This is a genomic window from Moraxella ovis (assembly GCF_900453105.1).
GTDB lineage: Bacteria > Pseudomonadota > Gammaproteobacteria > Pseudomonadales > Moraxellaceae > Moraxella > Moraxella ovis.
On record NZ_UGPW01000001.1, the window covers coordinates 514,905 to 538,410 of the forward strand.

Genomic DNA, 23,506 nt, shown 5'->3' on the forward strand with positions numbered 1-23,506 from the left:
ATCCAGAAAAATGCTATAATAATCAAAATTGTAAAACAAAGAGACTTATGAAAGTATTAGGTTTAGAGACTTCCTGTGATGAGACAGGGCTTGCCATCTATGACAGTCAGATGAATGACGGTCGTGGCGGGGTGCTTGCACAGGCGCTATACAGTCAAATCGAGCTGCACGCCACTTATGGTGGGGTTGTGCCCGAGCTTGCCAGCCGCGATCATATCCGTAAGCTGGTTCCGTTGTTGAATGAGCTGCTTCATGAGGCAGGCATTGAGAAATCTGACATCGATGCGGTGGCTTATACCAAAGGGCCGGGGCTGATCGGTGCGCTGATGACGGGCGCGCTGTTTGGTCGTACTTTGGCTTATGGGCTTGGCGTGCCTGCCATCGGTGTGCATCACATGGAAGGGCATCTGCTTGCGCCTTTATTGGGCGAGGATGTGGCATTTCCTTTCGTGTGTTTGCTTGTGTCGGGCGGGCATACGATGCTGGTGCGTGCCGATGCTGTTGGACAATACGAAATATTAGGCGAGTCCATCGATGATGCGGCGGGTGAGTGCTTTGATAAAGCGGCTAAGATGCTAAATCTGCCTTATCCAGGTGGGCCGAACGTTGCACTTTTGGCTGAGGGTGGCGATAAGAACGCCTATCAACTGCCGCGCCCAATGCTGCACAAAGGGCTTGATTTTTCTTTTAGTGGCATGAAGACAGCCGTGCATAATCTTATCAAAGATACGCCGAATTCTGATTCAGATCCTGTGGTGCGTGCCAATATCGCAGCGAGTTTCCAGCATGCGGTTGTGGATACTTTGGTCAAAAAATGCGTTCGCGCGCTCAAGCAAACAGGCCTAAAGCGACTCGTCATTGCCGGCGGTGTCTCTGCCAATACTGAGCTTAGAGAGAGTTTGGGACGTGAACTTGCCAAGCTAAACGCCAAAGTACACTACGCCCCAAAAGAGCTGTGCACGGATAATGGTGCGATGATAGCCCATGCGGGATTTTGTCGATTGCAGGCGGGTCAGAGCGATGATTTGTCTGTAACGTGTGTACCAAGATGGGACATGCAGACCTTAAACTTCACCAGTGCGTGACGGCTAATATAATTCCATCTATATCATCGTAATCAGCATATTGAGCTTGTGCACCCAATATGCTGATTAAATGCTTTACTTCCCCATCACAGATTTTGTTTGATGAGTGCCGATGTGAATTAAAGGCTGATAAATTTATCTTGCGCGATGGGTGCTATTTTGAGAAAATAACTGTTCACAACATAACAACAAAAAGAGCTCACTTTGCCATTATCATCCCCAAAGATCGAATCCTTGTCCAAATTCTCTGCCAATTTTTTTATTGCAAACATCAAAGCCGCCTTGCAAATGCTGGGCGGTAATGCTCGCGCTTTTACATCCGTTAAGCCGACCTTTGGGCAGTTTGCGGTTTTTTTATTAGCGGCGCTTGGTGCGAATATTTTGTTTGCTTATTTGTCAGCGCAGGGCGGCAGCTATTTTAATGAGTGGGGGCTGATCAGTTATTTGATATGGCCGGTGATTATTTTAGTGGCGGGCATCATCTTGGCGAAGCGTACAATGAATTACTCGCTGCTCTTTGTGCCGGTGATTTTATGGCTTGCTGCTGATACCATGTTGGTGCTTATCCAAAGCGGCATTCAGTATCTGGACATTAAGGGGTGGCTACCGTCGTTTTTGTATGGCATCTTGCCCGGTCTTTTCACGTTTTTATTTGTGTGGCAGACGGCATCTTTGTTGTGGATTTTCGCCAAGAAGCTGCATTGGCCGTGGTGGGAGCGTCTTTTGATGATTGGCGGTGCGGTGTTGCTGCTTGTCGTGTGGCAAAGAAACATCGCTGACCAGCCGATTTTTAAGGTAAATAATGTCGCGCCAACGCTATCTGAGCGTCAGTTTTATGAACAATCAGCGTTACTGGGGCAAAGCTTGGATGGTGTTGCCAAGAGCGTCAAAGGCAAACATGAATGGTATTTTGTCGGTGTGGCAGGCTATGCTGAGCAAAATGTATTCGCCAGTGAAATCGAGCAAGCGGCGCAGCTGTTCGATGCCAGATTCGGTGCAAAAGATCGCTCCGTATCACTCATTAATAACGCACATACTTGGGATGAATATCCGATCGCCAGTCGTACGAGTCTGGCTGAGACGCTAAAGGCGGTTGGCAATCGCATGGATGTGGACGAAGATGTGCTGTTCTTAACGCTCAGCTCTCACGGTGCGGTGGATGAGTCGGGCAGTATCTTGGGCGATCTGGTCATGACCAATCCGCCATTGACGCTCGATCCGGTCGACCCCGTGTGGCTGCGCGGGGCATTGGATGCATCAGGCATTCGTTGGCGAGTCATTGTGGTATCGTCTTGCTATTCAGGCGCATTCATTCAGGCTTTATCAAGTCCGACCACAGCCATCATCACCGCAAGCCGTGCCGATAGAGCGTCTTTTGGCTGTAGTAATGATGCTGACATGACTTATTTTGGGCGTGCGTTCTTTTCTGAGAGCATGCGCGAGCAGACCACACTAACAGGCGCGTTTAATCAAGCGCGTCGCCGTGTTGGTGAGCGTGAGGCATTGATGGGGTTTGAGCCATCAGAGCCGCAGATGGTGGTGGGTGCGATGATGCAAAGCGCTTTACCTGAATTAGAAAAGGCTTTATTCCATCACGCGACCAATCCCGTCATTGATATGCCGACATTTAGCCATGTTGAAAGCGCATCTCTGTGATAGAGTATTTATTGAATATTTATGTAAACACCCCTGACGATCAGGGATGTTTTTTGTGTGAAGGTTGTCATCTGATTGAAATCATAAAAGGATATATTTGTTAAAACTGATTGATAGGGTGTTATATATCATAATTTATAATATATGCATAAAAAATATTGAATAATGTTTGCAATTTTGACCATTTTTTATTATATTGTATTTGCTTATGAATATATCACCTGATATGATTAATTTCATTGATTGATATCATTCTTTTTTAACCCACCTAACCTAAGGAATCTGCCATGACCATCCAGTCTGCCATCGAAAAAGTAGAAAAAAACTACGCTCACCAACCAGAATTCATTCAAGCGGTAAAAGAAGTTGCGCTGACCATTGATAAGGTGTATGCTGACAATCCTAAGTTTGAAGAGTATCGCGTGTTTGAGCGTCTGTGCGAGCCTGACCGCATCATCGGTTTCCGTGTAAACTGGGAAAATGACAAAGGTGAAGTAGAGATTAACCGCGGCTGGCGTGTTCAATTCAGCAACGCCATCGGCCCATACAAAGGCGGTATCCGCTTCCATCCAACTGTCACTGAAGGCACCCTAAAATTCCTAGGCTTCGAACAAATTTTCAAAAACGCACTAACTGGCCTACCTATGGGCGGTGCTAAAGGTGGTTCGGACTTCGATCCTAAAGGCAAATCAGAAGCTGAAATCCGCCGTTTCTGCTACGCATTCATGCGCGAGCTACACAAAAACATCGGCAAAGACATGGATGTACCAGCAGGTGACATCGGTGTTGGCGGTCGTGAAGTGAACTACATGTTCGCCATGTACAAGAACCTAACTCGTGAGTTTGAAGGTGTATTGACTGGTAAAGGCGTTGGTCACGGTGGTTCATTGATCCGTACCGAAGCGACTGGCTATGGCTTGGTTTACTTCCTTGACAACATGCTAAAAGTGAACAACGACAGCCTAGTAGGTAAGACTGTTCTAGTATCAGGTGCAGGTAACGTGGCGCAATACGCTGCCGAAAAAGTACTACACCTAGGCGGTAAAGTAATCACTTTCTCTGACTCTAAAGGTACTTTGGTTGATCACGACGGTTTCACCCAAGAAAAAATCAACTGGGTAAAAGATCACAAAGCCAACGGCAAAGCATTGGCAGATTACGTGAAAGAATTTGGCGGCGAATGGCTTGAAGGTCAAAAACCATGGCAGTTCGATGCAGAAGTAGCTCTACCTTGCGCTACCCAAAACGAAGTTGATGCTGAAAACGCTAAAGCTTTGGTTAAGCATGGCGTAAAATACGTTGCTGAAGGTGCGAACATGCCATTGACTGCTGAAGCGATTGATGTGGTACGCGACAATGGCGTAGCATACGCACCCGGTAAAGCTGCGAATGCTGGTGGTGTTGCGGTGTCTGGCCTAGAAATGAGCCAAAACTCAGTACGTCAATACAAGACTTTTGCAGAGCTTGATGAAAAACTACAAAACATCATGAAAAACATCCACGACAATTCAAAAGCAGCTGCTGAGAAATACGGCACTACCAAAGATGCTGTGGACTACATGACTGGTGCTAACGTCGCAGGCTTTGTTCAAGTAGCGAACGCATTGGTGGCTTACGGTATCCTATAATATCTAGAAACCCTAAAAAATCCGCTCAACGATGAGCGGATTTTTTATTGTTAAATTTAATGATGGTTATTCTTGATGATTGTGATGTTGATGAGTGCCGTGGTCATGGTTGTGATTGCTATGGTCATGCTGCATGTGCGAATGATCATGAGAATTGTCATGATGTATGTGACCATGTGCATGATGACCGTGAGAATCATGAGAGCCATGTCCGTGCATCATGTGCATGACGGTGGGCGATAATGCAACAGCCAGACCAGAGATGAGCATCAGCGCGCCGCTAAACTTACGTAAGTTGAACTTACTAACCGTCTTTTGAAGCCATGCGATCATGGTGTCAGTAGCGATAAGCATGGGCAGCGTACCAAGTCCAAAAAACAGCATGAAGGCAGACCCTGATAGTGGGCTAATCTGTGCTGCTGATACACCAACCGCCATCACTAGTGCACCATAGACTAATCCGCATGGCAGAAGCCCCCATAATAGACCCGCGCCAAGCGCCTTAGGAATGCTATCAATTGGCAGAACCTTTTGGCGGACGGGCGCAAGCTTATTCCAAAGACCCAAGCCCAATTTCTCAAGACGAGTCAGAAATGGCACGCCAAGCATGAGCAGCGCTGCAAAAATCAGCGCTCCACCCAAAAGAATGCGCGGCAAAGCGTTATTGGTCAAAAATGGCGCAATCACCGTGCTGCCAACAATCGTAGCCAGTACGCCAAGAGCCATGTAGCTTAGCAGCCTGCCAAGGTGATAAGTGGCGATGAGCGTTTTTCGTTTGGCAGGCGTGAGATTCTTCATTGAGATGCCAAAGGCAGCAACGATGCCACCACACATTCCCAGGCAGTGCGGCGAGCCGAAAAAACCCATGGCAAGCGCTGCGATTAATAATGAAGCTGTCATAATTACCTCCATACTGGCAAAAGCTGGTATGTTATTTTCGTGAATCTTTTTTTAGGATTTTGCGGCGCTCTTGTCTGTCGTCTAGGATGATCTGCTCTGGCGCATTGTCCAGATCTTCAAATTGATTGGATTTGACGGCGTACCAAATCGCCCAAATCGCCACCACGAACAACATGAGACTCAAAGGAATGAGCAGATAGATGCTAAGCATGTGTATTCCTTGGAATGATTGTCAATCCTGCTTATCTTGGCTGACGTATAAGTCATAAGAAAGATCGATACAGGAAAATCCGCAACGAACCATTATAACATAATGGATGTTAAAGGGTGAATAAAAAGAATGTTCAAGTAATGCGCTCATTATACTATAATTTGGCAGCCAATACCTAAACTACAAAAATGCAACCAAATTACCTGCTTTTTGCATTGTGTTTAATCTCAAAATACGCAATACTAAACTCATAAAAGTGATTGATAATCAAAGTATGAGCCCAGCCGAATGTAAAATTACACGATGCTTTATGCGATTTAAATATAATACCGATTTACTAGCTACTCAGGGATTAAATAAAAGCGCCGTGCTTTTGGTATCTGTGCTATTTTTCGTTGGGTGCAGCGAGCAGCCGCCCAGAGGTAGCGATGAATCTAAAATAAGCAACACGCCCATTTCTGCGTCACCCAGCTCAGCTATTGCCATCGGCAAGACAAGAGCGACCGAGCAATTCATCGCAAAAAAATGGCAGGTCATCAGCATCAATGATCGGCCTGTAACGAGTAAATTGGTTTTGGATTTGCACGATTTTAGTCGCGGTCAGGGCAAATTCTATGATGATTGCGAGCGTATCTTGGTGGATTTAAATACACATGACGTCTCTAATGAGCGCCTATCGATAGATAATTCTACCAGACAGAGCGGTGATTGTAGCAGCGAGCTCATTGATACCATCATGTGGATCTTAAGCGATGTCTATGCCTTTGAACGTAGTGGCGATGAGCTGCTCATCATCGCGGTTCAGGACATCATTCGCCTTGTGCCGTCAGATTAGCACGATATTCCCATCTTCATTCTTTTTATTCTGAGCTACTCTAAGACATACAGCTAACTGGCGTCATGTCACGTCTGTCGGTGGGTGCGATATCCTCGTTCATGGCGATGGATTGTAATTCAAATGGATTTGCCAGCAAGTCAAATAATCTCGATACTTCTATAAAATCATCTTTCAGGGCGCCTTGAATGGCGCGTTCTGCCATGGCGTTACGCAGGATGTAGATTGGATTGGTTCTTGTCATGAGATCGATGGATTGCTGAGCATTCGTTATGGTGGAGATATAGCGTGCTTGCCAATCTTGCCATCTCTCGATTCCGCCTTGTGTGCTGATCTCTTGGGTTAATTGATGAAATAAACCCCGCTCATACCGATGCTCATCATCTGATAGTACGCCAATCAATGCGCGAAAACTGTTGGTATAATCCAGCTCATAAGTCTTTAACAAGCCAACAAATTCATATGCCAAGTCTATCGCGCCAGCATGTGATGAATCCAGACCAATTTTTTGGCAGATGCCTTTATCATAATGCTGATGGAAGGTTGCCTCATAGTCTTCTAGACATGCCAACATCACATCGTGCTGCACGGATAGTAAGCTAAAACAAGACAACCACTTTTGTAGATTCCAATGCCCGATGGTGGGCTGATTCTGATAAGTGTAACGCCCATAATGATCAGAGTGGTTGTTAATCCACGTCGGATTGAATCGCTCCATCATGCCAAATGGCCCAAAGTCCAATGTTGAGCCTGTAATATTTAGATTGTCCGTATTCATGACGCCATGGCTAAATCCAATCAACTGCCAGCTTGCGATGAGTTTTGCGGTGTTTTGACAGACCGTATGCAAGAATTTATTGATGTCATTCCTCACTTCTGGATAATAAATATCCATCATCTGATAAGTGAATTCACCCAAAAGTTCGGGTGCGTACACAGCAATCCATTCAAAATGACCAAGTCGCACATGACAGTCGCTAGTGCGCAGTAGGGCGGCAGCGCGCCCCATTTGATTGCGAGCGATTAGGGTATCTGACACCACAAAACCAAGCGCATTGGAGCTGGCAATGCCTAGGCTGGACAAGGCATGACCGCACAGATATTCGCGAACCGTACTGGCAATCATCGCTCGACCATCTCCGAATCGGGAGAAGGGTGTCTTGCCTGCGCCTTTTAAATGCAAATCGGTTAACTTGCCTTGTTTGTCGATGATCTGTGTGAGTAATAAACCGCGACCATCTCCAAGCTGGCCTGCCCATTGCCCGAACTGATGTCCTGCATAGACCATGGCAAGCGGTTCAAATTCGTCAGGAAATGCATCGTTATCTGCGCCAATGATTCTTTGCCAATCCAACGCATCAAAGGGAAGATCGCTCATGCTCTGGTATAGCGCATGATTGAGATGCGCAAGCTTTGGGTTGTCCAATGGGAGTGCGTTTTGTTTATGATAAAGTCTGGGATTGACGGTAAGATAACTGTGCTGATGATTCATGAGTTTCTTCTTTGGGGTTTGATGAGATTGTAGCATAAAAAAACCCTCCGCAACATGGCGAAGGGTGTGGAGAAAAGTGCTTAACTTATTATAGCTTAGCCTTGGGTTGATTTACCTTTTAGCTGTAGGTAAGCATTTTTGATGCGTTCACCGTGCACTAGAATCTTAGCCTCGACTTGGGCGAATTGTTCTTTTAGCTTCTCATCGGCTTCATGTAGGCGATTGGCGAACTCGGTACGCTTTAATTCGACTGATTTAGCCTTTAGGGTGTGCCATTCTTCTACCGTCTGAGTGAATGCTTCGTATTCTGCGCTGATGCGGTCTTTGAATGCCATGAAACGCTCATCTAAAGTCATCTCTTCGCCTTTGGCAATGCGCTCTTGCGCACGTTTAAACTGCATGGTAACTTCAGCGTGCTTGATGGTAACGTCATCAACGCGTTTTAGTTCTTTGGCAAGACCGACTTTATGTAGTAAGCCGATAAACCATTTGGTTGGGTCATACTGCCACCATTTAACGCCATTGCGATAGTCGTATTGGAAATAGTGATGGTAGTTGTGATAGCCTTCACCCCAAGTAAAGATCGCAAGGATTGGGTTGTCGCGTGCGGTGTTCTCGTCAGTATATGGGCGAGTGCCGAACATGTGGCACAGCGAGTTAATAAAGAACGTGAAATGATGTGTTAGTACCATGCGCAGCAGACCTGCGATTAGGAACGTACCCAGCATATCACCCGTCAAAAGACCCGCTAAACCAACAACCACGACGTTGGTCACAATGACCCAAATGCCATAGTATTTATGCTGTAGTTGTAGCACTTTGTCTTTTTTTAGATCCGGGATGTTCTTGTAGTCGTATTGACCGCTTGGATATTTGTGTAGCATCCAGTCCATGTGACTAAACCAAAAACCACGCTTGGCAGAGTACGGGTCATCATATTCGTCATCGACATGACGGTGATGCGTACGGTGTCCAGAGCACCAATCAAATGCTGAGCTCTGCACGGCCAACGTTGCGCCGAGCAGCAAGAAGTATTTGATGATCGGATGAGCTTCGTAGGACTTATGCGCCCATAAACGGTGATAGCCTGCCGTGATAGATAGGCCTGTCCACGCCATAAAAAACGCAAAGGCAGTCCAGACAGCAGGGTTAACGCCATGCGTCCACAGATACCAAGGTACAAGTACGATGGCAAGTAATGGCGTAGAAAGTAGCACGATGGCGGGCACCCAGTTAATGGGCGCATTTTCAAAGGCTTGAGGGTTTCTTTCGACACTCATGTCGGTTTCCTGTTGGTCAAAAATAAGTCAATGAACTAGATGAATCTAGGCGTTCTTATTTAAATAATAAAGTAGTTAAAGCGTTGATATTCTTATGAAACCTATTGTAGCTTAAAAAAATTCAAAAGTGAACATTTATTCACGCAAATTTATTAAAACTTTGTAACTATTTTTATACCCTGTTTGTCTGTGCAGATTTTGAGTTGATTGCAGTAAATTTTGGGTTTTTTTTCCGACAAATTTTACTAATTTGACAAGAAAAAATGCTGTTTTCGGTGGGGCTGTTTGTTATAATTTTCTTAATTTTTGCATGAAGATTTGCACAGTTTGCCTGAATTTGAGATTTTTGGCAAGTGCTAAAAGCCTCTAAGGATAACTATGTCAAGCCGTAAAGAATTATTTGAAATAAGAGAATCTAAGATTTTACAGACCGCTGAACAGCTGATTTTGGAGTCAGGAGAGGGCGATTTGACGTTAGACAGTCTTGCGCAGCATCTTGATTTGGCGAAAGGGACGCTTTATAAGCACTTCGCCAGTAAGGATGAGCTTTTGCTTAGAATCTTAATTCATCATGAGTATAAATTATTTATGATGAACAAGACCGCCGATGGTGCGGGTGCGGGTGTTGCGCGGATGGTACTTCAGCAATTAAGGCTGCCGCAGCGTGCAATGCTGTTTAATCACATCGAGGAGCGACTTGCCAGCACATCATCCGGGCTGAATAAGATTTTTGCAGAATTGTACCAAATCCGACGCGAGCGAATGAAATGTATGCTTGAGATTGCAGAGACCTATCTGAATGAACAGCAGAGTGCCATGACCGTACGAGATTATATGGCGAGTATTTGGGCGATCGGACAGGGTGGGGCGGGACTGCTTAATTCTAGCTTCTATCAGAGATACCTTGGTAGTCGTGAGACTTTAAAATATGCGTTCGTCAAGCAGCTGCTTGATTTGCCAAAGTTGTACCCGCTAAGTGACGAACTTGATAGAGATGAGGGTGCGGCAGATGGCTATACTAAGGGGGATTTGATACAGGGAAAAGATCAGTCAATCGCCAGTGAAATGCAAGACCAAAGCGCAGTAGGGTTTTAAATTTAGAATAAACAAAAGACGCAATGATTTTGCGTCTTTTGTTTATTTGGGGATTGATGCCAATTAAGATGCTTGATCGGCAGGTTGAGCCGTCTGTTCGGGTACGTCTTTTTGGGTGTTTGCCGTGAGGTTGTAGCGGAAACTCTGTTTTTTCACAGTTTAGAGAGTGAATTTTGTCGTTGATGGTAACAGATAGAACGCCCATGTCGCCTTTTTGGGGCCATTCGTATTTTGAAGTAGGATTGGTTTCGTTCACGAAACGCTTACCTGAACCTGTGGTTGCTGCTATCATCTCAAGACGAGTGTTGTTTAGATTCCAAGAGGGTGTATTAACTTTTAGCAATGCTTTATCTTGTTTAGGCAGCTGATGCACCATAACGGCTGCGTCTGACTCACATTGATAGGCTTGCAAATTACCTTTGCGCTTGCCATCTTTATGCTTGTGGTGCTTGCCACCATGCTTGTGATGGCCTTTCATGCCTTTATGAGCGTCATGCATTTCGCTGTGTGGATGGCCATCGACGGCTTAAGTGTTGTTGGTTGCACAACCTGTCATAACCATGGCAGAGACGATACCGCTTACGATCAGTAGTTGATTCATGATAGTTTCCCCGAATGATAAGAAGTAAAATATATTTTGATTTTAGGCCTAAATACTAATTCTAAATACTAATGAAGTCTTAAGACCTTAATTTATTCTATCCAAAAATTCAGACATGATGTAACGCGTACAGGGAAAATTGTATGAGTGATGTGAAAAATTTTACCCATAAAATTGTAATTAAAGAAAGATATTAGAATTGGGCAAAGTAGGAAATATCTTATAAAAAGTTGAGCGAGGTTCTCAGGTCGTGTCTTTAGTTTATCATGCGCATGATGATATTTGATGGTATAAAAAAGCGAGCCTTTTGGCTCGCTTTTTTAATGGTTGTATTGTTTACTTTGGTTCGCCTGTGCCTAGGTACATGCCGTCATCTTTAACCAGTGTTGGATGATCGGCGTCTTTAATGTTGGCACGCAGGATGAGATAGCCCACAACGCCAGAGATAAGTGATCCTAGGATGATACCCAGACGTGGGTCGTAATCGTCTGGAATGCCACCGAATGCTAGACCTGAGATGAATAACGACATGGTAAAACCAATGCCGCACAGCATAGATACGCCATAGATTTGTTTAATGTTCGTGCCGCTAGGCAGTGCCGCCAGCCCTAGCTTAAGCACAATAAACACAGGAAGCATGACGCCGATTTGTTTACCAATAAATAAGCCCAATGCAATCCCTAGGGGTACGCCGTGCATCAGTTCGCCCATGTTCGTACCAGCTAACGAGATACCAGCGTTGGCAAAGGCGAATAGTGGCAAAATACCAAAAGCAACCGTGTTATGTAAGTCGTGTTCTAGCTCTTCTAACGGTGAATGCTCAGGGTCTTTATTGTTGCGAAGTGGGATAAAGAACGCCAATAACACACCTGCCAATGTGGCATGTACGCCTGATTTTAACATCGCTACCCATAGGATAACGCCGATGAGAATGTAAGGGGTTAAGCGGACGACATTTAGACGGTTTAATAAGAATAAGAATGGCAAACAAACCGCGGCGACCGCTAGAGAGAAGAGTGATAATTCAGAAGTATAAAATAGTGCAATAATGATGATCGCGCCCAAGTCGTCAAAAATCGCAATAGAAACCAAGAATACCTTAAGCGCATTGGGTACTTTATTACCCAATAAGCTAAGCACACCAATGGCAAAGGCGATGTCGGTGGCGGTAGGGATTGCCCAGCCTTTCATGGCTTCTGCATCGCCATGATTAAGCCCAAAATATACCAAGGCAGGCGCCATCATGCCACCCATCGCGCACAAGGCGGGGAGTATGATTTGTTTGATGTCCGACAGCTCGCCGATGAGCGCTTCACGTTTTAACTCAAGACCAACTAAAAAGAAAAATACTGCCATTAAGCCGTCATTAATCCAGTGGTGAGCGTCTTTGGCGATTTCAAAATCACCAATCTGAATGACAACCGGCGCATGAATAAATGCATTATATAGTTCAGATAAAGGTGAGTTGGCGACGATCATCGCAAGTAAAGCAGCAAAGGCAAGCACAATACCGCCCGCAGCTTCCAACTCAAAAAAAGATTTTACTCGACTTATCGGCATGGTTATTGTCTCTTTTTTGGCTGTGAGTTTTGATTGATAAAATTAAAGTAATCCAGGAAATATATCATAAATACTAATAGGGTTAAAGGTTTTTTATTATTTTTGTGTTAAAGCTTTGTAAGGAGTTGAGTGTTGGCTATTTGAATTTTTAATCTATTATCAAGGAGTGTTTTAAAATAATTAATGGATGTGCTGGGCTAATTACTTTATTTAAAGTAATTTTTATAAATTGTATTTTGATTTCCGTGTCTGTATCGGTACAGGCGTGAGTGTACAACCTTATGCCTTTGTTAACCATCAGCAGTACAAAAACGGTGGTAGCTTCAATGACGGTCTTAACATTGTTAACGACATCGAAGCAAAACAAACTCAGGTAGGTGTGGGTGCTGATATGGTGTTCCAAGCAACACCTGCTCTACAGCTTACTGGTGGTGTGCAAGTAGCTCACGCTGTTAGCCGTGACACCAACCTAGACACTCGCTATGTTGGTACAGCGACAGATGTACAGTATGGCACTTGGGATACTGACAAAACCAAATGGTCAGCCAAGGTTGGTGCTAACTATAATGTGACACCAAACAGCCAAGTGGGTCTAAACTACAGCTACACAGGTAGTGGCGATTCAGATGCTTCTCAGGTAGGTCTAAGCTTTACCAGCAAGTTCTAATTCATTAATAAGGCAACAAAAAACAGCACAATTTCGGTTGTGCTGTTTTTTTGATTTTCAAATATCAACAATCAAGAATCCCACACTTCTTTATCCAACGTATTTTCTTGTTTGGCGACAGTTACCACCCCTGCGATATCGCCCCCAACGTTTAGGGCGGTGCGTCCCATATCAAGCAAGGCATCAACGCCCAAAATCATGCCATAGGCAATCGCCACCGCCGAGCCAGCTTCCACAGGCAAGCCAATGGATTCTAGCACCATAAGTAGCATAATTGCCCCTGCCCCTGGCACACCTGCTGTCCCAATCGCCCCAAGCACGGCAGTCATCGTGATGGTCAGCATTTGCGAGCCGTCAAGCGGTACACCCACCGCATTGGCGATAAAAATCGCACACACGCCAAGATAGACAGTCGTGCCGTCCATGTTCATCGTCGAGCCGACAGGTAAGCCAAAACTATAAATGTTCTTAGGCACGCCCATGCTTTGCGATGACTGGATAGATACAGGTAAGGTTGCCCCCGATGAGCGGGTTACAAAGCCTGTGATAAGGGCAGGGCGAGCTTTTTTCAAAAAGACAAGTGGGGAGAGCTTCATCAACGCACAAATCACGCAGTACACCAGTAGGATTTGCATGATAAAGCCGACATAAACAGTTGCCGTAACGCTTGCCAAAGAGCCAAAAGCGGTTGCCCCATTTTTTGAAAAAACAATAAAAATCAACGCAAACACGCCAATCGGAGCGTACTGCATGACCCAGCCGACAATCTTAAACATCGCTTGGCTAACCCCGTCCACAAAATAAAACACGGTATCCGAGCTTTTTTTGATATTCTCATCATCGCTATCACGCCCAAAGGCAAGGGCGATGCCAAATATCAAACAAAAGAAAATCATGGGCAAAACTTGACCGCTACTAATCACACCGATTGGGTTCGTGGGGACGATTTCAAGCAGGATTTGAAGCATGCTTGGGGCTTCGGCGGTTTTGCCTTCGCTTGCGGTGTCGGTGATGAGTTCTAGCCCCAAACCAGGGTTAAAGAGCTTGCCCACGCCAAGCCCGATGATAATGGCAAAAATGGACGTAATGGTATAATAAATGAGCGTTTTTATGCCGATACGCCCAAGCTGGGCAGGCGTGATTGAGCTTGCCCCCACGATGAGCGTGGACGCAATGACAGGAATGACAATCATCTTTAACAGACGAATGAACAGCTCGCCAATGGGCGATAAAATGCTAATGGCGGTTTGGGCGTTTTGAAATATGATGCCGCAGATTGAGCCTAGGATTAAGCCGATTAGGATTCTTAATAATAAGTTTGGCTTAAAATACCATGAAAAAAGTTTTGACATTGAAATGCCCTATGTGAATGATAACTAAAAATAACAAAAATTTGCGTATTTTAACATAAAAAGGATTTTTTGGAATAAATTATGATAAAATAAGTTTTTGTGATAAAACTTAAAATAAAGGCAATTTATGGAGCTCACCACTCAGCTTATTTCCATGCTCTTTTTTGTGGCGTTATTTGCAGGGTTTATTGATGCCATGGCAGGCGGGGGCGGACTTTTGACCATTCCCGCCTTGCTTTTGACAGGCATGAACCCTGTGGCGGTGCTTGCCACCAACAAATTACAAGCCTGTGCAGGGTCATTCTCGGCAAGTGTTACCATGATAAAAAAGGGGCTTATTTATCCTAAGATGATGAAAATTGCCCTGATTATGGCGTTTATTGGCTCAGGCGTAGGGACAATTTTAGTACAGCTCTCGCCACCTGAATTTTTACAAAAGGCATTGCCCTTTGTCATCGGGGCTGTGGGGATTTATACGCTGTTTAGCCCCAATTTAGGTAAGTTAGAGACCATGCCCAAAATGAGTCAAAAGTTATATGAACGTACTATCGCTCCACTCATCGGGCTGTATGACGGCTATTTTGGACCGGGGACGGGGACGTTTTTTAGTCTGTCGCAAGTTGTGCTTCGTGGGCGTGATTTGGTGCAAGCCACCGCTCGAGCCAAGCTGTTAAATTTTGCCACCAACATTGCGTCTTTGATTTTCTTTATTCTAGGTGGTCAAGTGGTGTGGGTTGTGGGGCTTGTCATGATGGCGGGGCAGCTAGTCGGAGCGTATCTGGGCTCGCACATGGTCGTTAAGGGCGGGGCAAAATTTATCCGCCCTGTGATTGTGGTGGTGTGCTTTTGCATGGTGGCAAAATTGGTCTGGGGATGATTATGAGTGCGAATGATATGACCAGATATGCTTTGCTGCTGCGCGGTGTGAATATGATGGGCAAAAATACCCTAGTCATGAGTCGATTCGTTCAGGATCTGACAGGGCTTGGGCTATATAATGTCAGCCATTATATTAATAGTGGTAATGTGTTTTTTGATAGCAATAGGGCTGTGGTTGATTTATATGCTTGTATTCAAGAGTGCTTAGCAGAAAAGCATGGCTGGGTGTGGATTTTGTTTTGGTGTCGTCAGATGTTTTACATGACGAATGGCGTAATTTACCAGCTTTTTGGCATGATGATAATCTAAAAAAAGAAGTGCTATTTTTTATGCCAAACTTCGATGTTGATGGTTTTGTTGCCTCGGTGAGCGATTGGCAGTTAAAGAATGAGTGTTTGTATATTGGCAAAACCGCTATTTTTTGGGCGAGTGCTAAGAATGGTAGTGTTTATCGGCATGAGCTGATCAAACCAAAACTATTGAAAAACCTAAGCATCAGAAATGCTAAAACCTTTAATGCAATTTTTGACTTTTTGTAATGATGGTGTTTAAGTTTTGGCATCGGTTGGGTTTTTTAGTATAATGAACCACTTTATCTTAAAATATGCCAAATCTCATGAATGCTCCCAGCACTCCCAAAATCCTACTTGTCATAACAGGTGGTATCTCCGCCTATAAATCCGCTATCCTTGCTCGCTTACTTATGAAAGCAGGTTGCAGTGTGCGTGTGATGATGACGGATGGGGCGTGCGAGTTTATCACGCCTTTGACCTTGCAAGCTTTGACAGGCAACGAAGTCCATACCAAGCTGCTGGACGATGAAGCCGAACGTGGCATGGGACATATTGAGCTTGCCAAATGGGCGGACATGGTTGTCATCGCCCCTGCCAGTGCCAACACGATTGGCAAGCTCGCCCACGGACTTGCCGACAACCTTGTAACCACTGTCGCCCTTGCCACCACCGCCCCCATTGTCATCGTGCCTGCTATGAATCAGGCGATGTACGCCCACGCCATTGTCCAAGACAATCTTGCCAAACTTACCCGTTTTGGCTACACCGTGCTGAACCCCGATAGCGGTGAGCAGGCGTGTGGTGATGTGGGGGCAGGGCGATTGCCTGAGCCTGATGATTTGTGCGATCGGATTTTGACGCTCCTTGCCAAACGCCAAACGCCCCAAGCCTTACACGGCAAAAAAGTCATCATCACCGCAGGGGCGACCATTGAAGCCATTGACCCCGTGCGATTTTTATCCAACCATTCCACTGGCAAAATGGGCTTTGCCATTGCTCGGGCGTGTGTGAACGCAGGGGCGGACGTTACCCTGGTAGCAGGGCGGGCAGTGCATTTGCCAACCCCTTTTGGGGCAAAACGGCTGACGGTTGGCAATGCCAATGATATGCTCACCGCCTGCCAGTCGGTGATGACGAACGACAGCGACACCATTTTCATCGCCACCGCTGCCGTGGCGGATTATAAGGTCAAGAGCATTGCCACCCAAAAAATCAAAAAAACATCCGACCAAGACGACTTGATCTTAGAGCTTATTAAAAACCCCGACATTTTGGCAACGATGAGCCACACCTTTCCAAGCGCTATCATGGTAGGCTTTGCCGCCGAGACCCAAGACACCGAAAATTACGCTCGCACCAAACTTACCGCCAAAAATTTGGACATGATAGCGGTAAATGACGTATCGGACAAAAGTATCGGCTTTGGTTCGGACAATAACGCCATGACGGTGTTTTTTGCCGAGCGGTATGGCAGGGACAAGCTGGTCTTGGATAAAGACAGTAAAGACAATATCGCAGCACGCATCGTTGATGCCATTGGTGGCGTGTTGGGTCGTTAGACGATGAGAGCGCTAAGCCTTGAGATCTGGATTCTTGCGCTATTTTTGGTGGCGAGCATTCTGCATGGCATTGCAGGCATGGGCTTTCCGCTTATCACGATCGGCGCGCTTAGCTCGCCATTTGGTCTGACCGATGCGATCATTATCGTGTTGGTGCCAACCGCGGTGCTCAATCTCATCGCTTGGCTCAGTGGTCAAGGTAGCGCTTGGTATAACTTCACACATTATCTCAAGAAATACTGGGCGCTCATCGTCGTATCTGTCATCGGCAGTGCGCTTGGAGCTTATCTGCTGTTGGTAATGAATTCGGCATATCTGATGCTGGCATTATCGGTGGTGGTGCTTTGGTATGCCATCACAAGCCTGATGGGCAAGAAGATTGTCCTGCCTGATACTTTAGGCTCGCTCATCACTATTGGCTTTATCGCGGGGGTGATCGGTGGTGCAACGAATGCGATGTCGTCAGTCTTGCTCATGTATCTGCTATCCATCAGTGATGATAAGCACACCATCATCAAGCTTGGGAATTTATGCTATTTTGTCAATAAGCTCGTGCAGTTCGTCGTGCTAAAAGACATTATTTTCACCGTTCCTGCGCAGACGTGGGGTGTGATTGGTGTATTGACGGTGCTGTCTGTGATTGGCATCATCATCGGCGGACGACTGGGTGGGTATCTGCCTAAGGATAAATTCCGTTTGATGATTTTGGTGATTTTGCTATTATTAGGTATTAAAGTTGGCTGGCAGGGTGTTAGCATGCTTATGACGGGCTAATATTAGATGTAAATTGTGATTATTGAGTCATTTATAGATTGAAATGAAAAGAGAGTTGTTATGAATAATAAATTCACCACGCCATCAGATCGTGCTTGGCAGGCAACGTACCGTGAGCATGGGCTAAATATTGATTTGTCATTGCCTGACGGCGTGCAGAGTTTGCCTGATTTTTTTGAGCGTAATTTTAGTCGTCATGCCAAGCAGCCTGTTCTGACCTTCATGGGTAAGACCATCAGCTATCACGACCTGGACATGTATAGCCGTCAGATGGCAGCCTATTTGCAGTCGTTAGGGCTGGAGTGGGGTGATAAAGTTGCTGTCATGATGCCAAACGTACCGCAGTATTTGGTTGCGATGATGGCGATCGTGCGAGCAGGCTTTGTGTTAGTGAATGTCAATCCGCTGTACACCGCGCACGAGCTTGAACATCAGCTAAAAGACGCTGAAGTGAAGGTTTTGTTTATTATTGAGAATTTTGCCAAGACATTTGAGAAAGTAAAAGACAAAGGGCAGATTCGCCATGTTATCACCACAGGTGTGGGCGACATGTTGGGTCTAAAAGGCATCGTAGTCAATGCTGTCGTGCGCCATGTCAAAAAAATGGTACCAAGCTATCATATCGAAGGTGTGGTCAGATTTAACGATGTATTAAATCAAGTCTCATCATCTCGCTATGTTCGACCCAGCTTGTCCCCTGATGATGTGGCTATTTTGCAATACACCGGTGGCACGACAGGCGTGGCAAAGGGCGCGATGCTTACTCATGGTAATGTCATCTCGAACGTCGAGCAGTGCATGACCTATGTGGAGAAAGGATTTGAAAAGCCTTATCAACACGGTGATTATATGGCGGTGGCATTGCCGCTTTATCATATTTTTTCGTTCATGGTGACCTTGCTTGGTATGAATATGGGCATGGCGATGCTGCTGATCCCTAATGCGCGCGATTTGGACGATTTGACTAAGCAATTCGCCAAATACAAGCCCGTATTCTTCCCTGCGGTGAATACGCTGTTTAATGCACTTGCCAACCATAAGGACTTTCAAAAACTTGACCATTCTCGTCTCAAGGTCTCATTGGGTGGTGGCATGTCAGTACTGCCTAGCACAGCTGAGGCGTGGGAGCGCATGACGGGCAATTACATCATTGAAGGTTATGGGCTGTCTGAGACGTCGCCTGTATTGACCTTTAATCCGCTTGGGCAATACACGGGCAAAATCGGCATTCCTTTCCCTGCGACAGACATCATTCTGCTGGACGATGACGGCAATGAAGTGGCGCTTGGCGAGGCGGGTGAGATCTGCGCCAAAGGCCCGCAGGTCATGAAAGGCTACTGGAAGCGCGACGATGAGACCGAAAAAGTCATGACGAAAAATGGTTATTTCCGCACAGGCGACATCGGCGTCATGGATGAACGCGGTTATTTTAAAATCGTCGATCGTAAAAAAGACATGATCTTGGTATCAGGCTTTAACGTCTATCCTAATGAAGTCGAAGAAGCGATCGCTGCCCACCCTAAAGTGCTGGAGTGTGGCGTCATCGGCGTGCCTGATGAACACAGCGGCGAGGTGGTTAAAGTCTTTGTGGTAAAAAAAGACGACACGCTTAGCGAAAAAGACATCAAAGCGTGGGCGAAGCAGCAGCTGACAGGTTATAAACGCCCAAAACAAGTGCAATTCGTCACCGAATTACCAAAATCTAACGTGGGTAAAATCCTACGTAAAGAGCTAAGATTGCTCGATCAATCGTAACAAAAGTAGATTTTGATTTTAAAAGCATGACCGACAGGGTTGTGCTTTTATTTTTTTGAATTGATTTTGTATAAAATATCAAAAAATTGATTGGAAAAATGGTAAAAATGTTGTATGTTATAAAACATCTGTTAACGGATAAATCAGCGCGCTGATGAGTAAATACATAAATAGTTAAAAGGAAATTAATGCCATGACAGCAACGAATTTTAGCATTCCTTCAGATCGTCTTTGGATCCAGACTTATGCAGAAAAAGGGCTTGAGCTGCATTTGGATTTGCCAAGTCACATTCATTCGCTCGTTGATGCGTTTGAGGAGAGCTTTGCCAGGCATGGCAATAAGGTTGCCTATACTTGCATGGGTGCGTCTATCACCTACAAAGAGCTTGATGATTACAGTCGTCAGATGGCGGCATATTTGCAGTCGTTAGGGCTTACCAAGGGTAATAAAGTTGCGGTCATGATGCCAAACATTCTGCAATACCCGATTGCGATGATTGGTATTATCCGAGCAGGTCTGACCCTGGTGAATGTCAATCCGCTGTACACCGCGCATGAGCTTGAGCATCAGCTTAAGGACAGCGAGGCGGATGCATTGGTCATCGTGGAGAATTTTGCGCATACCTTTGAGAAAGTCAGAGATAAAGGCAGAGTTAAGCACGTCATCGTCGCGACGCTTGGCGACATGTTAGGATTTAAAGGCTTTATCGTCAATGCGGTGGTGCGCCACATCAAAAAAATGGTACCCGCTTGGAACATTCCAAACCACACGACCTTCAAAGACGCGTTAAACAGTGTATCGGCCAGCCGTTACGAGCGCCCGACGCTCACGTTAGATGACATTGCGGTATTGCAGTACACGGGCGGTACGACAGGCGTGGCCAAGGGGGCGATGCTAACCCATGCCAATTTGATCGCGAACGTCGAGCAGTGCATGACCTTTGTGAATAAGATTTTCCCTGATTCTGAGGATTTGACCGGCAAATATATCGCTGTTGCCTTACCGCTTTATCATATTTTCTCATTTATGGTGTGTGGCCTTTTGGGTATGAAGATGGGCTTTAGTCAGCTTTTGATCACCAACCCTAGAGATCTTGCGGCTGTCACTAAGGACTTTGCTAAATATAAGCCCGTATTCTTCCCTGCGGTGAATACGCTGTTCAATGCGTTGGCGCATCATGAGGGATTCCGCGCGCTTGACCACACCAACCTACGATTGTCACTTGGTGGCGGTATGTCGGTGCTGCCTAGCACGGCGGCTGAGTGGGAGAAGCTGACAGGGAATTATATCGTCGAGGGCTACGGTCTGTCTGAGACATCGCCTGTGCTAACATTGAATCCACCGGGTGGCTATACGGGCAAAATCGGCATTCCTTTCCCTGCGACAGACATCATTCTGCTGGACGATGACGGCAATGAAGTGGCGCTTGGCGAGGCGGGTGAGATCTGCGCCAAAGGCCCGCAGGTCATGAAAGGCTACTGGAAGCGCGACGATGAGACCGAAAAAGTCATGACGAAAAATGGTTATTTCCGCACAGGCGACATCGGCGTCATGGACGAAAAAGGCTTCATCAAAATCGTCGATCGTAAAAAAGACATGATCTTGGTATCAGGCTTTAACGTCTATCCTAATGAAGTCGAAGAAGCGATCGCTGCCCACCCTAAAGTGCTGGAGTGTGGCGTCATCGGCGTTGAAGATGAGCACAGTGGTGAGGCGGTTAAGGTATTCATCGTCAAAAAAGACGAAACTCTAACCGACAAAGAAGTCAAAGCATGGGCAAGAGAGCACTTAACTGGCTATAAGCGCCCCAAACTCATCGAATTTATTGATGAGCTGCCTAAGTCGAATGTCGGTAAGATTCTGCGTAAAGACTTGCGCGCTCTTGAGAAAAAATAACATCTAACACAGAAACCATCAACAAAAGACTTGCCTAGCAGGTCTTTTTGTTTTGTGTTATTGATGATAACTTGTTAAAATGGCACTAATTTCAATCATTTATCAATCTAGGAATTTATATGCGTAATGATGGCCGTCAATTAAACGAACTTCGTCCAGTGTCGTTCGTCCGTAATTATACCAAGCATGCTGAAGGTTCGGTTTTGGTAAGCTTTGGTGATACCAAGGTGCTGTGTACGGCGAGTGTTGAGGCAGGCGTGCCGCGCTGGCTAAAAGGTCAGGGTCAGGGCTGGCTCACGGCTGAATACGGCATGCTGCCACGCGCCACCGGTACGCGCACGCAGCGTGAAGCCGCTCGTGGCAAGCAGTCGGGAAGAACCCAAGAGATTCAGCGTCTTATCGGGCGTTCTCTGCGCGCGATGCTGGATCTAAAAAAGCTTGGTGAGAACACCATCTACATCGATTGCGATGTGATTCAGGCTGATGGCGGCACGCGCACAGCCAGTATCACGGGCGCAGCAATCGCACTTATCGATGCGCTAGAAAGTTTGCAGCGCAATAAGAAACTAACCCAAGATCCATTGCTTGGGCTTGTGGCGGCAGTATCGGTTGGCATCAAGGATGGCAAGGCTTATCTCGACCTTGATTATTCAGAGGATTCTACCTGTGATACGGATTTGAATGTGGTCATGACACAGGCGGGCGGATTTATTGAAATCCAAGGAACGGCAGAGGATAAGCCGTTCACTCGTGATGAAGCGGATGTGATGTTGGCACTTGCTGATGCAGGCATTCGCTCACTGATCGACGCTCAACAAAAGGCGCTGGGCTGGTGATGCAAGTTCTAGATGACGGTGTATCGATTACATTGACGGGCAAGGACAGCGATCCGTTATTCTTGTGGGCGATTGGTATGCTTGTCTTTGCGCTCATCGTGGCGGTGATTTGTTTTACCACGCCTGTGCCTTATGCCATTGGTTCGGTGGCGATTTGGGCGGTTTTGATGTATTTTTTTAATCAAAAAAAACACACCGCCAAAACCCAAAAGCGATACGCCAGAGGTGTTCTTGTTGCCAAAAATCGCCATCTAACCATCAACGGCATGGGAATGTTGTTAAGCGATGATGTTCGGATTGATATCAATGGCGACAGCCTTGTGGTATCTGACAGGGGAGTGACCCATAGATTCTTGGGGTTTGAAGATGAGCGCGAGATCGCCATCGCTAAGGCGGTGTTAATGGGTCAGAAAGTGGCTAAGCGCAATGCCAACATTACCCTGAATGAAGGTGGCGAATAAATTAAAAAAGAGATGTTATCACCATAGAGTATTGTAAAACCTTTAATCTGATCGCTTGTTTATACCTAAACGCGGTGTTGGTGTTGTTATGAAACGACCCCGACACCGCGTTTAGGTTTGTGCTTTTCTAGGGTAATTCTAGAGTGAGCGCAGGCTTTACTAACTATGATCTTGGATGCCAAGATCTTCGCTGGCGACAAGCGGTCAGTGATAACATGCTTTTTATATTCGCATCTAGAATATTAAAAAGGCTTTACCACCACCAAAATCACCACCGCAATCAGGATAAATACAGGAATCTCGTTAAACCATCGCCAATAGACGTGGGTTTTTAGTTTGGGATTGTCAGCAAGACGAAGACGAAAGCGACCGCACATCAGGTGGTAGATGGTGAGCAGGATGATGAGTGTAATCTTGGTGTGTAGCCAGCCTTGGGTTTTATAGATTTGCCAATTCATGATGACCATAGACAGCCCAAGAATCCATGTTGCCATCATCGCAGGGTTCATGATGCCGCGATATAATTTACGCTCCATGATGGTGAAGCGTTCTTGGCTGATCTTGTCATCGCTCATGGCATGATAGACGAACAGTCTTGGCAGATAAAAAATCCCCGCAAACCAGCAAACCATCGCAATGATGTGAAAGGCTTTTATGTATTCGAACATGGCGCTATCTCACCCAATAAAA

The 23,506-nt window shown here is 45.8% G+C and carries 23 protein-coding genes; 15 read left to right on the top strand and 8 right to left on the bottom strand.

Annotation, left to right across the window (positions count from 1 at the left end):
* Positions 1–47: 47 nt before the first annotated feature.
* The 3 genes from tsaD to gdhA all read left to right on the top strand — a co-directional run bounded on the left by tsaD (position 48) and on the right by gdhA (position 4,369).
* Positions 48–1,085 (top strand): tRNA (adenosine(37)-N6)-threonylcarbamoyltransferase complex transferase subunit TsaD, encoded by a 1,038-nt coding sequence (gene tsaD / locus DYD54_RS02615; protein WP_063513630.1) that lies wholly within the window; start codon positions 48–50, stop codon positions 1,083–1,085.
* A gap of 204 nt (positions 1,086–1,289) precedes the next feature.
* Positions 1,290–2,741: a C13 family peptidase gene (locus DYD54_RS02620; protein WP_228703581.1), complete on the top strand. Its 1,452-nt coding sequence runs from the start codon at positions 1,290–1,292 to the stop codon at positions 2,739–2,741.
* A gap of 287 nt (positions 2,742–3,028) precedes the next feature.
* Positions 3,029–4,369, top strand: coding sequence for an NADP-specific glutamate dehydrogenase (gdhA, locus tag DYD54_RS02625; RefSeq protein ID WP_063513631.1), 1,341 nt, complete (start codon positions 3,029–3,031; stop codon positions 4,367–4,369).
* A gap of 66 nt (positions 4,370–4,435) precedes the next feature.
* Here the strand turns inward: gdhA and DYD54_RS02630 are convergent, their stop codons facing one another.
* Both DYD54_RS02630 and ccoS read right to left on the bottom strand, forming a co-directional pair.
* Positions 4,436–5,269 carry a sulfite exporter TauE/SafE family protein gene (locus DYD54_RS02630; protein WP_063513632.1) on the bottom strand — a complete coding sequence of 278 codons (834 nt, stop codon included), beginning with the start codon at positions 5,267–5,269 and terminating at the stop codon, positions 4,436–4,438.
* Positions 5,270–5,300: 31 nt separating this feature from the next.
* Entirely contained in the window at positions 5,301–5,480 is a 180-nt protein-coding gene (ccoS, locus tag DYD54_RS02635; protein WP_046696195.1) for a cbb3-type cytochrome oxidase assembly protein CcoS, read from the bottom strand.
* A 310-nt stretch (positions 5,481–5,790) separates the two neighbouring features.
* Between ccoS and DYD54_RS02640 the strand changes: the two genes are divergently transcribed.
* Complete coding sequence (locus DYD54_RS02640; RefSeq protein WP_063513633.1) at positions 5,791–6,315, top strand: hypothetical protein; 525 nt, start codon at positions 5,791–5,793, stop codon at positions 6,313–6,315.
* A gap of 40 nt (positions 6,316–6,355) precedes the next feature.
* Here DYD54_RS02640 and DYD54_RS02645 read toward each other — a convergent pair whose 3' ends face one another.
* The gene (locus tag DYD54_RS02645; protein ID WP_063513634.1) at positions 6,356–7,807 is read right to left on the bottom strand and encodes a protein adenylyltransferase SelO family protein; all 1,452 of its coding nucleotides are present in this window, start codon (positions 7,805–7,807) and stop codon (positions 6,356–6,358) included.
* A 95-nt stretch (positions 7,808–7,902) separates the two neighbouring features.
* A complete protein-coding gene (locus tag DYD54_RS02650) occupies positions 7,903–9,087 on the bottom strand; it encodes an acyl-CoA desaturase (protein ID WP_063513635.1) in 1,185 nt (394 codons plus the stop codon).
* Positions 9,088–9,465: 378 nt separating this feature from the next.
* On the opposite strand from DYD54_RS02650, the gene DYD54_RS02655 reads away from it, so the two are divergent.
* The gene (locus DYD54_RS02655) at positions 9,466–10,182 is read left to right on the top strand and encodes a TetR/AcrR family transcriptional regulator (protein ID WP_063513636.1); all 717 of its coding nucleotides are present in this window, start codon (positions 9,466–9,468) and stop codon (positions 10,180–10,182) included.
* Here DYD54_RS02655 and DYD54_RS02660 read toward each other — a convergent pair.
* Together DYD54_RS02660 and nhaA are read right to left on the bottom strand one after the other, a co-directional pair.
* Positions 10,106–10,681 (bottom strand): MliC family protein, encoded by a 576-nt coding sequence (locus tag DYD54_RS02660; protein WP_063513637.1) that lies wholly within the window; start codon positions 10,679–10,681, stop codon positions 10,106–10,108. The genes DYD54_RS02655 and DYD54_RS02660 overlap by 77 nt on opposite strands.
* Positions 10,682–11,119: 438 nt before the next feature.
* Positions 11,120–12,343 carry a Na+/H+ antiporter NhaA gene (gene nhaA, locus DYD54_RS02665; protein ID WP_063513638.1) on the bottom strand — a complete coding sequence of 408 codons (1,224 nt, stop codon included), beginning with the start codon at positions 12,341–12,343 and terminating at the stop codon, positions 11,120–11,122.
* A gap of 229 nt (positions 12,344–12,572) precedes the next feature.
* On the opposite strand from nhaA, the gene DYD54_RS02670 reads away from it, so the two are divergent.
* Positions 12,573–13,010, top strand: coding sequence for an outer membrane beta-barrel protein (locus DYD54_RS02670; protein ID WP_063513639.1), 438 nt, complete (start codon positions 12,573–12,575; stop codon positions 13,008–13,010).
* Positions 13,011–13,081: 71 nt separating this feature from the next.
* Here the strand turns inward: DYD54_RS02670 and DYD54_RS02675 are convergent, their stop codons facing one another.
* Positions 13,082–14,362 carry a dicarboxylate/amino acid:cation symporter gene (locus DYD54_RS02675; protein WP_115265723.1) on the bottom strand — a complete coding sequence of 427 codons (1,281 nt, stop codon included), beginning with the start codon at positions 14,360–14,362 and terminating at the stop codon, positions 13,082–13,084.
* Positions 14,363–14,489: 127 nt separating this feature from the next.
* On the opposite strand from DYD54_RS02675, the gene DYD54_RS02680 reads away from it, so the two are divergent.
* The 9 genes from DYD54_RS02680 (at position 14,490) to DYD54_RS02720 (ending at position 22,816) form a co-directional block, all read left to right on the top strand.
* The gene (locus tag DYD54_RS02680) at positions 14,490–15,239 is read left to right on the top strand and encodes a TSUP family transporter (protein WP_063513641.1); all 750 of its coding nucleotides are present in this window, start codon (positions 14,490–14,492) and stop codon (positions 15,237–15,239) included.
* A gap of 2 nt (positions 15,240–15,241) precedes the next feature.
* Entirely contained in the window at positions 15,242–15,550 is a 309-nt protein-coding gene (locus DYD54_RS02685; protein WP_167541383.1) for a DUF1697 domain-containing protein, read from the top strand.
* Between the two features lie 20 nt (positions 15,551–15,570).
* Positions 15,571–15,780 carry a hypothetical protein gene (locus DYD54_RS02690; protein ID WP_084260576.1) on the top strand — a complete coding sequence of 70 codons (210 nt, stop codon included), beginning with the start codon at positions 15,571–15,573 and terminating at the stop codon, positions 15,778–15,780.
* Between the two features lie 77 nt (positions 15,781–15,857).
* On the top strand, positions 15,858–17,093 hold the full coding sequence (coaBC, locus tag DYD54_RS02695) for a bifunctional phosphopantothenoylcysteine decarboxylase/phosphopantothenate--cysteine ligase CoaBC (RefSeq protein ID WP_228703582.1): 1,236 nt from the start codon (positions 15,858–15,860) through the stop codon (positions 17,091–17,093).
* 3 nt (positions 17,094–17,096) lie between these two features.
* Positions 17,097–17,867 (top strand): sulfite exporter TauE/SafE family protein, encoded by a 771-nt coding sequence (locus DYD54_RS02700; RefSeq protein ID WP_063513643.1) that lies wholly within the window; start codon positions 17,097–17,099, stop codon positions 17,865–17,867.
* 60 nt (positions 17,868–17,927) lie between these two features.
* Positions 17,928–19,622: an AMP-binding protein gene (locus tag DYD54_RS02705; protein ID WP_063513644.1), complete on the top strand. Its 1,695-nt coding sequence runs from the start codon at positions 17,928–17,930 to the stop codon at positions 19,620–19,622.
* Positions 19,623–19,815: 193 nt separating this feature from the next.
* Complete coding sequence (locus tag DYD54_RS02710; protein ID WP_063513645.1) at positions 19,816–21,519, top strand: AMP-binding protein; 1,704 nt, start codon at positions 19,816–19,818, stop codon at positions 21,517–21,519.
* Positions 21,520–21,638: 119 nt separating this feature from the next.
* Positions 21,639–22,355 (top strand): ribonuclease PH, encoded by a 717-nt coding sequence (gene rph, locus DYD54_RS02715; protein WP_063513646.1) that lies wholly within the window; start codon positions 21,639–21,641, stop codon positions 22,353–22,355.
* Positions 22,355–22,816, top strand: coding sequence for a hypothetical protein (locus DYD54_RS02720; protein ID WP_063513647.1), 462 nt, complete (start codon positions 22,355–22,357; stop codon positions 22,814–22,816). Before rph ends, DYD54_RS02720 begins: the two co-directional genes overlap by 1 nt.
* Before the next feature lie 242 nt (positions 22,817–23,058).
* Here DYD54_RS02720 and hemJ read toward each other — a convergent pair whose 3' ends face one another.
* Positions 23,059–23,484: a protoporphyrinogen oxidase HemJ gene (gene hemJ, locus DYD54_RS02725; protein WP_063513648.1), complete on the bottom strand. Its 426-nt coding sequence runs from the start codon at positions 23,482–23,484 to the stop codon at positions 23,059–23,061.
* Between the last annotated feature and the right edge of the window lie 22 nt (positions 23,485–23,506).

Excerpts from the sequence above, each read along its gene's own strand:
- gdhA (WP_063513631.1), top strand. The coding sequence starts at position 3,029 with ATGACCATCCAGTCTGCCATCGAAAAAGTAGAAAAAAACTACGCTCAC.
- DYD54_RS02710 (WP_063513645.1), top strand. The coding sequence starts at position 19,816 with ATGACAGCAACGAATTTTAGCATTCCTTCAGATCGTCTTTGGATCCAG.
- hemJ (WP_063513648.1), bottom strand. The coding sequence starts at position 23,484 with ATGTTCGAATACATAAAAGCCTTTCACATCATTGCGATGGTTTGCTGG.
- DYD54_RS02630 (WP_063513632.1), bottom strand. The coding sequence starts at position 5,269 with ATGACAGCTTCATTATTAATCGCAGCGCTTGCCATGGGTTTTTTCGGC.
- nhaA (WP_063513638.1), bottom strand. The coding sequence starts at position 12,343 with ATGCCGATAAGTCGAGTAAAATCTTTTTTTGAGTTGGAAGCTGCGGGC.
- DYD54_RS02700 (WP_063513643.1), top strand. The coding sequence starts at position 17,097 with ATGAGAGCGCTAAGCCTTGAGATCTGGATTCTTGCGCTATTTTTGGTG.
- coaBC (WP_228703582.1), top strand. The coding sequence starts at position 15,858 with ATGAATGCTCCCAGCACTCCCAAAATCCTACTTGTCATAACAGGTGGT.
- DYD54_RS02660 (WP_063513637.1), bottom strand. The coding sequence starts at position 10,681 with ATGCATGACGCTCATAAAGGCATGAAAGGCCATCACAAGCATGGTGGC.
- DYD54_RS02655 (WP_063513636.1), top strand. The coding sequence starts at position 9,466 with ATGTCAAGCCGTAAAGAATTATTTGAAATAAGAGAATCTAAGATTTTA.
- ccoS (WP_046696195.1), bottom strand. The coding sequence starts at position 5,480 with ATGCTTAGCATCTATCTGCTCATTCCTTTGAGTCTCATGTTGTTCGTG.
- DYD54_RS02720 (WP_063513647.1), top strand. The coding sequence starts at position 22,355 with ATGCAAGTTCTAGATGACGGTGTATCGATTACATTGACGGGCAAGGAC.
- DYD54_RS02680 (WP_063513641.1), top strand. The coding sequence starts at position 14,490 with ATGGAGCTCACCACTCAGCTTATTTCCATGCTCTTTTTTGTGGCGTTA.
- DYD54_RS02640 (WP_063513633.1), top strand. The coding sequence starts at position 5,791 with ATGCGATTTAAATATAATACCGATTTACTAGCTACTCAGGGATTAAAT.
- DYD54_RS02645 (WP_063513634.1), bottom strand. The coding sequence starts at position 7,807 with ATGAATCATCAGCACAGTTATCTTACCGTCAATCCCAGACTTTATCAT.
- rph (WP_063513646.1), top strand. The coding sequence starts at position 21,639 with ATGCGTAATGATGGCCGTCAATTAAACGAACTTCGTCCAGTGTCGTTC.
- DYD54_RS02675 (WP_115265723.1), bottom strand. The coding sequence starts at position 14,362 with ATGTCAAAACTTTTTTCATGGTATTTTAAGCCAAACTTATTATTAAGA.
- DYD54_RS02690 (WP_084260576.1), top strand. The coding sequence starts at position 15,571 with ATGCCAAACTTCGATGTTGATGGTTTTGTTGCCTCGGTGAGCGATTGG.
- DYD54_RS02705 (WP_063513644.1), top strand. The coding sequence starts at position 17,928 with ATGAATAATAAATTCACCACGCCATCAGATCGTGCTTGGCAGGCAACG.
- DYD54_RS02685 (WP_167541383.1), top strand. The coding sequence starts at position 15,242 with ATGAGTGCGAATGATATGACCAGATATGCTTTGCTGCTGCGCGGTGTG.
- DYD54_RS02650 (WP_063513635.1), bottom strand. The coding sequence starts at position 9,087 with ATGAGTGTCGAAAGAAACCCTCAAGCCTTTGAAAATGCGCCCATTAAC.
- tsaD (WP_063513630.1), top strand. The coding sequence starts at position 48 with ATGAAAGTATTAGGTTTAGAGACTTCCTGTGATGAGACAGGGCTTGCC.